The sequence below is a fragment of the Colwellia sp. SU-HH01172 genome, assembly GCF_057553355.1.
Map to the genome: position 1 here is coordinate 385,130 of NZ_BAAJMB010000004.1, position 14,437 is coordinate 399,566.

At 36.4% G+C, this 14,437-nt stretch carries 15 protein-coding genes; 6 read left to right on the forward strand and 9 right to left on the reverse strand.

Annotation, left to right across the window (positions count from 1 at the left end; all coding sequences use genetic code 11):
* Window positions 1-31: 31 nt before the first annotated feature.
* The 5 genes from AC27JP_RS13160 to maoP form a co-directional block, all read right to left on the reverse strand.
* Window positions 32-697, reverse strand: coding sequence for a CDP-alcohol phosphatidyltransferase family protein (locus AC27JP_RS13160; RefSeq protein ID WP_487115798.1), 666 nt, complete (start codon window positions 695-697; stop codon window positions 32-34).
* Window positions 685-1,515: a CDP-alcohol phosphatidyltransferase family protein gene (locus AC27JP_RS13165; RefSeq protein WP_487115800.1), complete on the reverse strand. Its 831-nt coding sequence runs from the start codon at window positions 1,513-1,515 to the stop codon at window positions 685-687. The genes AC27JP_RS13160 and AC27JP_RS13165 overlap by 13 nt, the downstream gene beginning before the upstream one ends.
* Window positions 1,512-2,705: a pyridoxal-phosphate-dependent aminotransferase family protein gene (locus tag AC27JP_RS13170; protein WP_487115802.1), complete on the reverse strand. Its 1,194-nt coding sequence runs from the start codon at window positions 2,703-2,705 to the stop codon at window positions 1,512-1,514. Before AC27JP_RS13170 ends, AC27JP_RS13165 begins: the two co-directional genes overlap by 4 nt.
* A gap of 646 nt (window positions 2,706-3,351) precedes the next feature.
* Window positions 3,352-3,546: a universal stress protein gene (locus AC27JP_RS13175; protein WP_487115976.1), complete on the reverse strand. Its 195-nt coding sequence runs from the start codon at window positions 3,544-3,546 to the stop codon at window positions 3,352-3,354.
* Window positions 3,543-3,842: a DUF413 domain-containing protein gene (gene maoP, locus AC27JP_RS13180; protein WP_487115804.1), complete on the reverse strand. Its 300-nt coding sequence runs from the start codon at window positions 3,840-3,842 to the stop codon at window positions 3,543-3,545. The genes AC27JP_RS13175 and maoP overlap by 4 nt, the downstream gene beginning before the upstream one ends.
* Before the next feature lie 101 nt (window positions 3,843-3,943).
* On the opposite strand from maoP, the gene AC27JP_RS13185 reads away from it, so the two are divergent.
* From AC27JP_RS13185 to AC27JP_RS13200, 4 genes are all read left to right on the forward strand, one after another.
* Window positions 3,944-4,819: a LysR family transcriptional regulator gene (locus AC27JP_RS13185; RefSeq protein WP_487115806.1), complete on the forward strand. Its 876-nt coding sequence runs from the start codon at window positions 3,944-3,946 to the stop codon at window positions 4,817-4,819.
* Between the two features lie 164 nt (window positions 4,820-4,983).
* Window positions 4,984-5,226 (forward strand): PA3496 family putative envelope integrity protein, encoded by a 243-nt coding sequence (locus tag AC27JP_RS13190; protein WP_487115808.1) that lies wholly within the window; start codon window positions 4,984-4,986, stop codon window positions 5,224-5,226.
* 141 nt (window positions 5,227-5,367) lie between these two features.
* The gene (gene gshB / locus AC27JP_RS13195) at window positions 5,368-6,405 is read left to right on the forward strand and encodes a glutathione synthase (RefSeq protein ID WP_487115810.1); all 1,038 of its coding nucleotides are present in this window, start codon (window positions 5,368-5,370) and stop codon (window positions 6,403-6,405) included.
* On the forward strand, window positions 6,389-8,377 hold the full coding sequence (locus AC27JP_RS13200; RefSeq protein WP_487115812.1) for a flavohemoglobin expression-modulating QEGLA motif protein: 1,989 nt from the start codon (window positions 6,389-6,391) through the stop codon (window positions 8,375-8,377). Before gshB ends, AC27JP_RS13200 begins: the two co-directional genes overlap by 17 nt.
* 650 nt (window positions 8,378-9,027) lie before the next feature.
* On the opposite strand, the gene AC27JP_RS13205 is transcribed toward AC27JP_RS13200, so the two are convergent.
* Both AC27JP_RS13205 and AC27JP_RS13210 read right to left on the reverse strand, forming a co-directional pair.
* Window positions 9,028-10,221, reverse strand: a complete 1,194-nt coding sequence (locus AC27JP_RS13205) for an alpha/beta hydrolase-fold protein (RefSeq protein ID WP_487115814.1) — start codon at window positions 10,219-10,221, stop codon at window positions 9,028-9,030.
* A gap of 169 nt (window positions 10,222-10,390) precedes the next feature.
* Complete coding sequence (locus tag AC27JP_RS13210) at window positions 10,391-11,107, reverse strand: helix-turn-helix domain-containing protein (RefSeq protein ID WP_487115816.1); 717 nt, start codon at window positions 11,105-11,107, stop codon at window positions 10,391-10,393.
* A 631-nt stretch (window positions 11,108-11,738) separates the two neighbouring features.
* On the opposite strand from AC27JP_RS13210, the gene AC27JP_RS13215 reads away from it, so the two are divergent.
* Together AC27JP_RS13215 and AC27JP_RS13220 are read left to right on the forward strand one after the other, a co-directional pair.
* Window positions 11,739-12,485 carry a hypothetical protein gene (locus tag AC27JP_RS13215; protein ID WP_487115818.1) on the forward strand — a complete coding sequence of 249 codons (747 nt, stop codon included), beginning with the start codon at window positions 11,739-11,741 and terminating at the stop codon, window positions 12,483-12,485.
* Between the two features lie 214 nt (window positions 12,486-12,699).
* Window positions 12,700-13,089 (forward strand): VOC family protein, encoded by a 390-nt coding sequence (locus tag AC27JP_RS13220; RefSeq protein WP_487115820.1) that lies wholly within the window; start codon window positions 12,700-12,702, stop codon window positions 13,087-13,089.
* Here AC27JP_RS13220 and AC27JP_RS13225 read toward each other — a convergent pair.
* Window positions 13,080-13,721: a helix-turn-helix transcriptional regulator gene (locus AC27JP_RS13225; RefSeq protein WP_487115822.1), complete on the reverse strand. Its 642-nt coding sequence runs from the start codon at window positions 13,719-13,721 to the stop codon at window positions 13,080-13,082. The genes AC27JP_RS13220 and AC27JP_RS13225 overlap by 10 nt on opposite strands.
* A gap of 19 nt (window positions 13,722-13,740) precedes the next feature.
* Window positions 13,741-14,400, reverse strand: coding sequence for an endonuclease III (gene nth / locus AC27JP_RS13230; RefSeq protein ID WP_487115824.1), 660 nt, complete (start codon window positions 14,398-14,400; stop codon window positions 13,741-13,743).
* Window positions 14,401-14,437: the final 37 nt, after the last annotated feature.

Below are 14,437 nucleotides of genomic sequence, written 5' to 3' on the forward strand. Positions count from 1 at the left end.
TTGTTGGCTAGAACGAATGTGCCCTGGAGATTTAGGACATGAGTTTCCAGCCATAAAATAGCGAGATAAAAATGGCATAAGCAATAAGGCCATAAAACCAAGCACCACTAAGTTTTGGAGTGCGAATAGGGGCAACATTAAGTAAGGCTATGGATAATATGCTGCCATACAATAAGTAAGTGAATTGGGCGGGTGCTAATAGGCCGTCAAAAAGGAAAATAAAAACGAGAATAATTGCATTGTTGTCGCATGCCATACCTTGATAAGTAGACTTTCCTCGTTCCTTTTCATCTACGCCATAAACATTGAAATAACTTAAGCGCAATGCGCAAGCGGCAACAATAAGAAATGCGCCAAGAAAATACCAAGGAGCAAAATCACCATAACTTAATAATATGACCGCAGGACAAACGCCAAAGCTGATAATATCAATGAGTGAATCGAGTTGTGCGCCGTACTGCCCTTGTTGTTTTGTTCTTCCGGTCATTTTTCTAGCAATGATGCCATCGCACCAATCGAAAAAAACTGCCCATATTAGTGCAATCATCGCTGCAGAAAAAAGCGATAAAAAAGAAAAGTACAACGCCAGTAAGGCCGAAAAAAGTCCAGCTAAAGAGCATAAATTGGGTAAATCTTTAGCAAAAGACAATATGCTGGGGGGGGATTGCACATAGCTAGTTTCATTTAACGATGACATGTTTCATTCTCTCTTGGTTGTTGCGCTGATGTATCGATGATACTTGGCTGATCAAGTGCTGAAATTTCATGGCATTTATGCCATGTTCTTCCTATCGCAAGTACAACTTGGCTTATAGCAAACACCCACAACATGATTGTGAAGCTGTCAGGAACAAAGCTATTTATAACTAGCGCACAAGATAACAAAAAGATAAAAACGCCTTCATTAACGTAAATGATTTTTTTTTGTTCATTAATAAACCAACGTAAATTTGCTTTGAAACTAAAACCCAACCCTGCGATATCAATTTCATGAGACGATTCTTTATCTTCGAGCTCTTTAAGGTAGTTATTATTGTGGCTCATTTGGGTATGAAAACTGACATACTTTACATAACCCCTAAATGCATAGGCCACTACACCAACAAAAGCCAATATAATAGGCAGTAATTGCTGATTTTGGTTAAAGGCCGTATAGCCTATTGCACCAAACCAAAGTGCCACCTGTATTTCATCGGTGAGTTTGTCATAGTAACCACCTGCGATAGAGGTCATGCACCTATAACGTGCCATTTGCCCATCCATGCAATCAAATACATGGCTTAAATTAATTAACACGGCAGCAATTATAAAATTTTGTGAGCCAGCTAGGACTATAAAAATAGTTGCAACGATCGCGGTGATAAAAGAAATCAAGGTTATTTTATTGGGGGTTAACCATTTTATATCGACAACTAAATAATTTAATGCGATAGCCAAAGGCGAGGTAACAAATGATGACCACCATTCATCTTCTTTAGTTTTTGTTGCCCATAACTGGGCTAGGCGAGTATTCATAGCGGTTTAGCATTAACAGGAAAAAAAGAATACATCTTTTCTGTTGATAAGTTATAACCTTGAAACACTGGGGGAGCGATAGCGGGGAGCTTAGCCTTGATGAGTGGAAAACTTGATAAAACATCACTCAAAGATAATAAGAAAAATTGAATATCCGCTTCTGATAATTCACCAATATTACCCACTTGGAATACTTTATTTGCAAAGCAACCTTTACCTTCATAAATGATAATTGATTTTTCACGTAACCTTTGGCGTAAAAGGCCAGCATTAATGTGCTTAGGTAAATGAATCGTTGTTAACACTGAACACATGTTGTTTTCACCAATTAAGAACTTTAGGCCTAAATCCTGTAGTCCTTTTCTTAAATACTTAGCTCGGCTTTTTAATAACGCATAATGCTGCTCAACACCATCGTATAGCATATTGGCCAAAGTTTGTTCTAAGGCATAAAATAAATGCACTGCAGGGGTATTTGGCGTTTGCGAAACATTGGTGAGAAAATGATAAAACTTATATAAATTTAGATACATAGTTTTGGCAGGTAGTACTTTTAGCTTTTCAAATGCAGAGGTTTTACCTAAGACAAATGATAGCCCGGCATACGAACCTATTGCTTTCGAGCTTGAACTTGAAAAAAAGTCGATATGGCCTTTCTTCATATCAATTTGCTCAGCTCCCGCTGAACTAACGGCATCAACAACAAAAACAGCATTATGCTCGTGAACTAATTTACCAATTTTGTCGATAGGGTTAAGCATGCCAGAGCTAGTTTCATGGTGAACCATCGCGACTACATCGATTTTGTTACGTTTAAGGTAAAGTTCAATTTTGTTGAGATCTAATTCTTCGCCCCAGGGGAAATCTAGTCTATAAGTATTTTGATTATGGATAGTTGATATTTCGACTAAGCGCTCACCGAACTCACCATTGGTGATAATTAGAATATTTTTGTCACCAACGACGGAAGAAAGCATAGATTCATTCGCTGCAGTACCCGAACCAGTAATAACAACCGCTCGGTACTCTTTGGCATGAACATCAAACACCTTCAATAGCTTATCTTCTATGCTTTGCAATAGCAGATCAAAATCAACCTCTCTATGGCAAATATCCTTTTGACCAATCGCCAACCTGACATTATCGGCCACATTGACAGGACCTGGGGTAAATAAAAGAAATTTGTTCATTTGCTTTTCTCCACTACCTGTGAATAACAAGTAGCTAAAATATGTCATGAAATATTAAGTAATAGATCGATGATTGAATGGTGAAGGCAAAGCGTCATCGCTCGCTGAAATATAATTGACGAGTAAAAGGCTAGTACTTCTTGTCAGCACATGGGCTGTAAAGCTTAAAAATATAGAGATGTAAAAATATAGAGATGTAAAAATATAGAGATGTAAAAATATAGAGTAAGGTTTTATGTCATCAGTAAACGATTAATTAATATTGCCTTGGGCGAATGCCAAATTATATTAATTAAAAAAAGTCAGTGGTTAATGAATATCCTGCGGCGTATTGTAACAGATTTCCTTGCCAAGCATGACAACTTTGACAATTAAATAAAATGAGCTGTTACTCGGCAGAGAAAAACTTGCTCAATATCCATGCGATAATATGCAGAACATGCATTATATTTGTACTTTTTAAAGTGATAAAACAGCATCTGTTTTATAAAGCAAACACTTTAAAGAACAAGGTGTAATCCTATGAATAAACTTATCTTGTTGATTTTAAAGGATGTTAAAGTTTGGTGACTAAATTTCCCTTTGATTTAAATGTCTTAAAGTGTGATGAATGAAAATCACAAATATGACACTAAGCATTGAAAGTTTATTTTTCAATTACGGGACTTATAAAGCCATCAGGCTTAACCACTAAAACAGAACATTTTACCTGTCCTAAAATTGATTCAGCGGTATTACCAATTATGAAGCCTGGAATTCCTGTTCGTGCCACTGACCCCATAACGATTAAGTCGACATTGTAGGTGCTAGCTAATAATTGAAGTTTAAAGTCGACAACTATGTTTGGCCACTTAACGCATGGAAAGGTTTATATTTAGTCAATGCTTTATATTTCAGCCAAAGTATTTCAACTTTTGTTTGTCCTGGCGTTTTTGATTGACACATTTCTACAAACTGTTCTTCAACCTGATTTTCAGGCTTACGGTGACCTTGCTCTAGTGAAAACAAGCGCCTTCCTACATTTGTCAGTAGTTCGGATTCGGCAATACTGAAGTCGCCAGATTTTCTAAACCCATGTGGAAAATGAGCATCGTCATAAAATAACTCTTCCTGAATAAAACCCTGTATTAAAGTCATATTTACCTCTATTGACAGTGTGTATAATTTGGCGGATTATGCGGCTAAGTTGACAAGCTGTACAACAAATAATAATTATCGTATCGATAAGAGATAACAATGTGGATATTGAATTAATTAAAACCTTTTTGGAAGTTAAAGATTGCCGACATTTTGGTAAAGCAGCAGAAAATCTGTATCTGACTCAAGCAGCTGTAAGCACCAGAATTAGACAATTAGAACGATATTTTGGCGTTACCTTGTTTCAAAGAGCAAGGAATAATATTCAGCTAACGTTAGCTGGAGAGAGATTGGTTCCTCACGCAGAAAGCATGCTAAATACGTTAAGAATGGCGAAGCAGGATGTGGCACTAACTTCAGAGCAAGTGACACAAATATCTATTGCAGGTACCCCCAATACTTGGGATGTTTACATTCACGATGCGATTTCAAAAATATATATTGATCAACCTCATATTAGTTTGATCGCAGAAATATTGTCACGAGAGCAATTAACTCGACAGCTATTAGAGCGCACGCTCGATGTTGCTATTTTATTCGACCCGCCTAAAGTTGAAGAATTAAAGCTTGAATCATTACACATGTTCAAATTGATACCTGTGACAACATTTCAAAATAAAATAACAACTCCGTCAGAAGTTAAGCGTTATATTATGATTGATTGGGGAACAAGCTTTATTAATTGGCATGCGAAAGAAGTCAAAGGCATTGCTATTCCGGCAATCAGAACCAGCACCGCTCGAATTGCATTAGATCTTATGTTGCAATGCGGTGGTAGCACATATTTACCAGATATGTTGGCAAAGCCTTTTATTGAAGAAGGCACACTTTTTGAAATGAATGCTCTACCGTCATTTGAGCGAGAGCTATTTAGTGCTTTTCACAAGGAAAACGAAAACGAAGAACGCATTATTGAAATTAAAAACTTGCTGAGAAAAGATAAGCCTGAAGCGCCCGCTATCATGATCCCAAGATAGTTTAGATGTCTGCAGTTATTTAACGCTAACGAGTATCTAGAATAAATACCTCTCTATTAAAGTAAAATATTTTTTATCGTTAACTTAAAAATATTTTACTTTTCTTCATCACCAAAAACATAGATTATCCGCAATAACATGATTTGTCTTTTGGTGGCGTCAATATGACCATTGATTCTGATTACGAATTACCGTCATCCGGTGATTCAGATATTAATAGTGATGATTCTTCTAGCGAATTTGATAATAGCGTAGCTGATTTTGATTTAAATACCTCGTCTGCTGATGGAAGTACAACTAAACAAAACAACAAACGTAATTATCTTGCTAAGAAGAAAATAGAGCAATTAAAAGAAGAGCGCCAGCTACGAAAGCTTTTCGATGATGACTATGATGATTGGGACTAGTTAGAAAAGTCCATCAATTTGATATAGCAATGTGTTCGCTAGTTTACACGGAGCAAACTAGCGTTTTAGTATTTTCAACATAATATTCGAGACTTCACTCGCTCCACCGTGATTTGAATCATACACCTTTAAGGCAACGCCATGAATATTCTTTTTTTAATGTATCCTTGGGATAAGATTGATCCTGAAACAGATTCAACTTTGCGACTCATTCATGAGTGTGTTTCAAGAAACCATACAGTCGCTATTGCAACCCCGCACAATTTAACCATGCGAGATTCTGTTTCGAGTGCTTTTTGTCAGGTTTTTAAAAAAGAGGTGACGATACCTGCAAGTATTATCTCTTTTTATAAAAAGGCTGAGTTTAAAAAATCACAGTTACCACTTGCTGGTTTTGATTCTATTATCATGCGAGCCAATCCGCCGCTAGATCCTATCACCCTGAATTTCCTTGATTCTGTGCGTGAAGATGTTTTTATCATGAATGATATTGATGGCTTACGCATCGCGAATACAAAACTTTATACAGCGTCATTTGATGATCCAACCAATCATTTTATCCCTGTTACTCATGTATCAAAAACCCCCGAATACTTAGTTGATGTATTACGAGAATCCGAAACAGGCAAAATGATCATGAAACCTTTGGATGGTTATGGTGGCCAAGGTGTTATTTTAGTTGAAAAAAGTGCTCAAAAAAGTTTTCACTCATTGCTAGAGTTTTACATCAACAGCGGTAAAGGCGGTAATTACGTTATTTTACAGGAATATGTTGAAGGCGCAGATGCTGGCGATGTTCGTATTTTGATGCTAAACGGTGAGCCTATAGGGGCAATGAAACGAGTTCCAGCAACAAACGAAGTGCGTTCAAATGTTCATGCTGGTGGCACAGTTATAAAACATACGCTGACAAAAAATGAAAAAGCGCTCTGTAAGCACATTGGTCCTAAACTAGTGCGAGATGGTCTGTATTTTGTTGGCATTGATGTTATTAACGAAAAATTAATTGAAGTCAATGTACAAAGCCCCGGTGGCATTATGCGTATAAACAAACTAAACAATGTAAAGTTGCAAAAGAAGGTTGTCGACTTTGTAGAGAGTGTCATCAACGCCAAAGAAGCACTTGCTCAGCGTAAAAATGAATTTAGAAAGGCGATAGACGATGCTCACGTTATCTGAAAAAGAGTGTATTGCACTCATCAAAAAAGGCGAGTGCTTTCATGCTGAAGTTGAGTCTGGCGCTTTTATTGTCAAAATAGATGAATATGCACCTATTGTCTGTGCGGCAATTCACAATGGCCATAAACTCCGTCCTGAGCTAGCAAAGTCATTTCTTTTATCTGACCAAGAACGTTTTTATGAAGAAGACCCATATACCGATGAACTCATATCGTCGTTTCCTATACAACTCATAGGTAACGATTCACGGTTTGAGTATGACTTAAACCGAGCGAAAACCTTATCAACCTATTTTAAAACAGCATGGGATAAGCAGGTTTGGGAAAAACCATTAAGCCAAAAGCAACGAGCAAAAAGCCATGGTAAACACCAATATTTTTACAATGTTTTAGAAACGATAATTGAAGTTATTGAGAAACAATTTAAGAACGCCATTGTTTTTGATATCCATTCCTACAATTACAAGCGAATTGAGGAGGATACACCAACATTTAACATCGGCTCTAGCCAAATAGATGTTGAACGGTGGGGAAATATTGTTAGTCAAATGGAGAAGCAACTCAACTTTATTACTTTACCGAATCTAGATGTAAGAGCAGCCACTGATGAAGTATTTCATGGTAGAGGTTATTTGATCACCCATGTCAATGCTCATTTTGACAATACTTTGGTACTACCGATCGAAGTTAAGAAAATTTTTATGGATGAATTATCTGGTGATGTTTATCCATTAGTTTTGGAAGAACTCAAAGCGGGCTTTAAAAGCGCAATCAGTGAAACGGCGGCATTTTTTGTCCGACGTTATGGAAAAAAGAAAAAAACTCAAAAAGCAGACATGCTTTCATCAACAATCAGTGCGGAAGTTATCAGCCTTGATAAAAAGCTTTATTCACTTTGTAAGACGGTTGAAACATTAAATTTCATTAATCCTATAAATTTAGCTGCGCAAAGAAATACTTTTTTTAAAAATAGCTACATTTGCCCTAACTTCAATTACAAACAACTTGATATTAATCCTTATAAATTTAGGGAACAGCTATACAAATTACCTGTTGACGATATTAATGATGCCGATATTCAGCAGCTATATCGTCATGTGATTGACAATTTAGCGAGTAAGATTGATTTATTAACCACCATAGGAACAGATGATTTTGTTTACAATTCTCTGAAATATTATGGTGAACCTAGCCATGTTGATATCGCTAATGCACGTTTTTTGCTGCATCTAAACATGGATCATAACGGAAATGAGGGTAACGCATTAAATGCTGATGAAGCCATTCGTTATTTCAAAGAGCAAGCTCAAGTTTGGGGATTGAATTGCAGAATTGAAAAATCCTCGAAAGTGGTTGCTAAAGCCATGGTGAATAATGAAAAAGCACTATTACTTATCAACAAAAGTGCATTGTTTACCGAAAAAGAATTACATGCATTTGCTTATCATGAGCTGGGTATTCATATGTTAACAACCATTAACGGGAAAAAGCATCCGCTTAAAGTGTTTAGTCTTGGTTTGACTGGCAATACCCATACCCAAGAAGGGTTGGCACTTTATAGTGAATATTGTTCTGGTAGTTTAACTATCCAACGTTTAAAAACCATTGCCTTGCGCGTGATTGCCGTTAAATACATGTTAGAGCATGGCGATTTTGTTAAAACCTATCATGCACTAATGAGTGAGTTTATGCTTGAAAAAGACTTTGCATTTACGCTCACCACACGGGTCTATCGAGGTGGTGGATTCACTAAAGACTATCTTTATTTAAAAGGCTTTCGTGATGTTCTTAATTTAGCCAAGGGTCAATCAATAGATAATTTATTAGTGGGTAAAATAGGTACTTTAGATTTTGAAATAACCAATGAAATAGTTGAACGAGGCATGATAGCTAAGCCACAAGCTTTATTTGATTTAAGCTATAAGTCATCGGGGAACGCGGTATTAGATTTCGTTATTGATTCAATTAAATAAGTTAAAGCTAATGTAAACTAGACGTTATTGAAAGTTAATTGCGAAGATGTGAAATGTGTACAACGTAATATAATAATTGTCGCATGGTCTTCCACTGAAAGATGCACAGGCAGAAGTAGAAACTTCTTTTAGTTTTAATTCATGCATGCCATCCCATTTTGTTCCTGTAAAAAGTTCAACAGGAATAAATCTTTCCTTTATTGAGCTACTATTGCCTTTGTCTTGAGGACTTTTTTTTCTGCAGCAAAGCTGGTGCTACAAAAAACTAATAAATATAAAAAAACTACAAAGAAAATATTTAAATATTATTTCATAATAGAGGGCCCTTATACATAAAGCTTTATAGTTGCCTAGCTAAGATTAGCGACGAAAAAGCGTAAGTTCAGTGTTTACGTTCTTTTAAGTGTCATTTCGCTGCACTTTTTGTCTAGTTTTTAAACCAGCTCTTAAAAGCATGAATATCACCAACGCTTTCAAATTCCTTGATAGAAGGCGCATCGTCATAAAAATATCTGGTAAGTCGTTGATTCAAATATTAAATGGGGTTGTTTAGTGAGCATCACTTTATGATATGTGTAATACTCACTCAGCCTTTGGTCTACCACTAGGTATTTTAAACTCCTATTTAGGCTTCACATATGCATTCGTTATCAAATGCCAGTTAGCTTCTTAAGTTCTCTTTCAAAATGATTTTGAGCGGGTGAAGATTGACTTTTAGCTAATGCCAATGCTTTGTTATACACCTCTATCGCTTTTTTGTTTTGCTGTAACTCTTGATAAGCAGTACCAAGTGCATTTAACGCGCGTAGAGAGCTTGGATTTTTAGCGGCATTTGTTTCTAGTAATGTAACGGCTTCTTTGGAGTGACCTTCATCAAGAATAGTAAATCCAATCTGCCGTAAAGTACGCTCAGGTATAACATTACTCACACCATATTTCTCTGCTCTCAATTTGTAATGTTTTTTCAAACCGGCCATCCCTCCAAAGGCTTTATAGTGCCGAAAACTTGCTATTTTAGGCGCTTGATAATCAGAAAAAACAAATGCGAGTCCTTCATATAAAGTAATATAAGGTGTCGTCATATGTACTTGGTTGGGAATAAAGTCGTATTGCCAATTTAGTCTCTTTGGCTCGGAAGATGTTAAGTTTTCTACAAACCTTTTCATAGCATCGTCAGCCGCTTTTCCTTCAACAACAGCGTCTGTTAACGTGAAATAAAGTGTTCTGTCTGCAATGTTCGGAATTTTTAACTGCTGATATGTTTTTACAATATGCTCATCGTTCACCTGTAATACTGGACTTGCGGCTATATAGTTATCGAACATGCTTGGGGTGTCCGCCAGAATATTAGTCGCAAAATAACCAGCCATAGAATGTCCAAACAAGGTTCTAATTGAAGATGTTCTATAACGAAGTTGAATAACTGGAAATAGTTCTTCTTGAATGAATTTGGTAAATGCTGTGTTATTAGTAGATAAATCTCTGGTTCTTGTACCTCTATTATTCGTGATTGCGACAATAATCATTTCAGGAATTAAACTTTCTTGCTGCAAAATTTGAGATGACAAAATGGCATGCGGTAAGTGCCGGTTGCCATCTAAAACATACAATACAGGATATTTCTTATTAGATTCTTTATACCCCTCAGGTAAATGAACGACTACTTTGCGTTCTTCGGATAATATTTTTGATTTAATAGTCAAAGTTGTAGATATTTTTTTCTTTTCTATTTGAGCACTTTTTACTTCCAAGCGATCAACTTCATTTGATGCAACGGCAACTGATTGCACTAACATTAAAAGGGACGTGTAAATAACACTTCGTACAATGGTAAATTTATTCATATAGTTAACTCTTAGGGTTTATGACCTTAGGTCATTTAAATGATAACGATAAGTTTCAACTACGAAATGTACAGATTGCGATAAACAAAGCGTCAATATCTATCGGATTTACCCAAATATATTGAAATAAATGGATAATAGGACGAAAGTTATCAATTATTTAACTGGGTTAAAGCCTTGTTGCTCGAAATTGAGAAGGAGTTTGTTGGGTATATTTTTTAAACGAGTTATTAAACGAGGTTTTATTATTAAAGCCAACTTGGTAAGCAATATTGATGATTGGTAATTTTTTAAAGTCAGGCGTAGCTAACATTTCTTTCGCTCGTTCTATTCGAGCTGAGTTTATAAAGTCATAAAAGTTTTGTTGAAGAGTCTCATTAATAACTTGTGATAAATGATGTGGTGTAATTTGTAGCTTTTCTGCCAAGGCTACCAAAGATATGTCACTATCTAAGTAGGGTTCTTCGCTTTTCATTAATACATTAAGTCTGTCAACCACTTTACTGGCTTTAATATCAGTCAAAGCTGAATTTGAGTATTTTTCTTTGGTTCTTACAACTAGATCTCTGAAGTGAATGTCTGACTTATTTAGCCCCCACAAACCAATGGCAAATATAAAAATAGCTTCGGATACGCTCGCGACCGTTTTATATACTCCTAATGCATTCACGCCCATTGATTTTGCAATAGTTTGAGGTAGAGCGATAAACAGAATTACGATATAAAACAAAAATACCAGTTTTAGCCAGTCGGTTTTGGCTTGATCAATATTTGATAAGTTTTGTTTAATCTCGTGTTCAAACTCGGTTATTCGAAGCCAAGATGCAAAAATACAGCCGCCAATTTGAGCGTAAACGATAAAATACCAAAGTAACCAAACATTCATTGATAAGCCATTTGGTGATATATAAAAATGCGTGGTTTTTAGCGCAGAACCAATAATGGGTGCAAGCAGCAATACTACAAAAACAAAATTTGAAGGTTTCGGCGCTCGAGTATAAGACAACGTATACAAATAAAGTAAAGGTCCGTAAAAGGCTGGTAAATATAACCAATTAAAATCAAGCTTTAAGAGCCCAACTTCTGTCGGTATATTCATCGAATAATCGTTCCAAAGAGGGATGATGGTTAATATAAGGAAAAGCGCTAATAAAAAGTTAGCTTTAGTTTCACCTTTCTTTTTGAAAATAAGGAGTATGGAAAACGTTAGTCCCTGACCAATGCTAAGTATCAGTAATATTTTTAAAAACTCGTCGGTCATTCTTTACAGCAACTTACAATAATAAAAATCAAAAAGTGGTTAGCGTCCAGCTTATAACAGGAAAGCCATTTCTAACTATAATTTACAGTAATTGTAGACCAACTAAAAGAAAATTTGGATAGATAGCATAAGGCAGAAATCTTGTATTGCAGGTCGTTATTAAATAGCTTGAATTGAGTTTTAGTATCATGTGTAAAGCTAATTGAATTGAATATTTCCTGCTATTATTTAGCTACATAGTTTAAAAGGATTGAACATGTTTTTTCGTAAACTTTCTAATAATTTGAGAGCACAAAATTGGTTTGCGGCGGGGTTAGATTTTATTATTGTAGTGATCGGCATATTTGTTGGTCTACAAGTAAATAATTTAAATCAGGAATATAAAGACCGCATTGATGAAAAGGAATATATGCACCGTTTGCTAGATGATGCTATCTACAATGAGCAACAGATAAAAGACGTTATAGCGGCGCATAAAAAACGGGCAAGAAATGCCAAAAAAGCACTGGATGTGCTAATGGAGCCAGGGGCTGTGGTTCAAGACCAAAGTAACCTAGTTTTTCAAATGCAGTTAGCGATAGATATTGCGAGTGTGAAGCTATCTCACGGCACATACAATGAACTCATTGCAACGGGTAAGTTAGCTATTTTACGTGAGGATAAGCTCAAAAAATTGCTGCAAGAAGAAGTAGCAACTAATCGATTCGTAATGGGCTCTTTAGATAATTTCAGAAGATTGGCAACGGATACAATCAAACCCGCTTTTAAACATGAAAAATATTCTGCCGGTGATAACGGATTTAGCCAACTACCTACGACATATAACTTTGATACGATGCGTCAAGACAGTGAGTTTGTCGGCGCCGTACAAGGCTCGATAGGTGCGGTATTATCTTTTGTTGAATACCGAAAAATACAGTTGAAAAGTGTGCAAAATCTGAGAATGTTTTTGTCTTGTCGGTTAAAAAATTTGGATTGTGAAAAAGTAGGTAAATTAGATTGATTTATTTCATAGCGCCAATTGATGGTATTTATCAATAATATCAACGGCACTTGATAGCATAGTATTCAAACTTGGTGTGGTTAGATACGTGATTGTTTTGCATACCTAAGACAATTGCTGGCCAGTTTATTAAAATATTGTCGTAATTATTCAAGACGAATCGGTTTTTAGCCTATAACCTAATTAAGACTTTAATCAATGAGAGAACAATACCTTGAAATTTAAATACACAATACTTTATGTTGATGATGTTAGTAAAACTTTTCGTTTCTATGAACAAGCATTTGGACTTAAAAAGAAAATGCTACATGAAAGTGGAGAGTATGGAGAATTAGATACAGGTAGCACAACACTTTCTTTTTCTTCTCTGAAGCTGATGAAAGAACTAGGAAAAAATCCGGCTAAACCTAACTTTAAAGCGCCCACATTTGAGATAGCTTTTGAAACTGATAATGTAAAGACGGCACTGTCTAAAGCACTAAAGGCAGGCGCTTCACTCGTGCAAGATGCTACGGATATGCCTTGGGGTCAAACGATAGCTTATGTAACAGAGAACAATGGCTTCTTAGTGGAGATCTGTACGCCTGTCGCTTATCAGGCATAGCCTTTATCATGTAGCTGCTTGATAATAGCTGGAGAGTTTAATACCTGCACTGGTGTTAAGCCAAACCAGCGCTGAAATTCTCTATTCATATGAGACTGATCAGAAAAGCCGTAGTTTTCTGCGACATCAACTAGGCAGGCACTTTGGCTTAAACTTCTGGCAGCTTTTCTAATTCTGGCTAATTGCAACCAATAGCTAGGTGTTCTTTGGGTTTTACTTAAAACCAGCCGCTGCAAAGTTCTGGTGCTGACGCCAAGTTGAGTAGAAATTTGTTTTACCGAGCCCATCTCACTGGCAAAACACCTTAGTGCTTCCTCAATCGAACTTTTGGTCGAAATAAAGTCACCTATAAAGTCTTTCACATCGTCAGCGTGAAGTTGTTTTGTTTCAATGTAGGCTAATAACTCACGTTCTTTAATTTCTACTCCGGGGCTTAAGCGAAACCCAATATAATTGCAGCTTGCTTCTATTTGAACATGTTCGGTGCGATCGTATAGGGGGGACACTAACCAATTTGGTTTTTCATTTTCCAAGGTTTTGACTATCAAGTCGCGACAACCATCTGGAATGACAACAGTCGACGTTGCGGCACTAAAGTTTGCATGCCAAGTAGAAATTAGGTAGCTAGTCATATTCCAAAACTGAGACGAGCTATTCAGTTTTATCCTTAAAATCACACAAGTCTTCGATAATGCAAGAGCCACATCTTGGTTTTCTGGCGACGCAGGTATAACGACCATGTAAGATAAACCAATGATGTAAGTTGAACATAAACTCGGTTTTATTCGGTGTGTTCTTGATGATGGCCTGCTCTGTTTGTTCAACTGTTTTGCCCTTAGCGTAGCCGGTACGATTAGCAAGGCGTTGAATATGGGTGTCGACAGCTAAAAAATATTTACCGTCATTATCTTTAAGTTGGCCAAAGGCAGTGTTCAGTACAACATTGGCTGTTTTTCTGCCAACGCCGGGTAGGGCTTCTAAAGCCGCTCGGTCTTTGGGTACTTCGCCGCCATGTAAGTCGATCAACATTTGGCAGGTTTTAAGCGTATTGACCGCTTTGGTATTAAATAAGCCAATGGTTTTAATATAAGACTTTAAACCGTCCAAACCTAAATCTAAAATGGCTTGTGGAGTATTGGCAACAGGGTAAAGCTTATCAGTGGCTTTATTGACGCCGACATCAGTTGCTTGCGCTGACAACAAAACCGCAATTAATAACTCAAATGGGCTTGAAAAATTAAGCTCAGTGGTTGGGTTTGGATTATCGTCCCGTAAGCGGGTGAGCATTTCTATTCGTTTATTTTTATTCATTTATTTTATTTAGATTATTATTTTTTAATTAAAACGG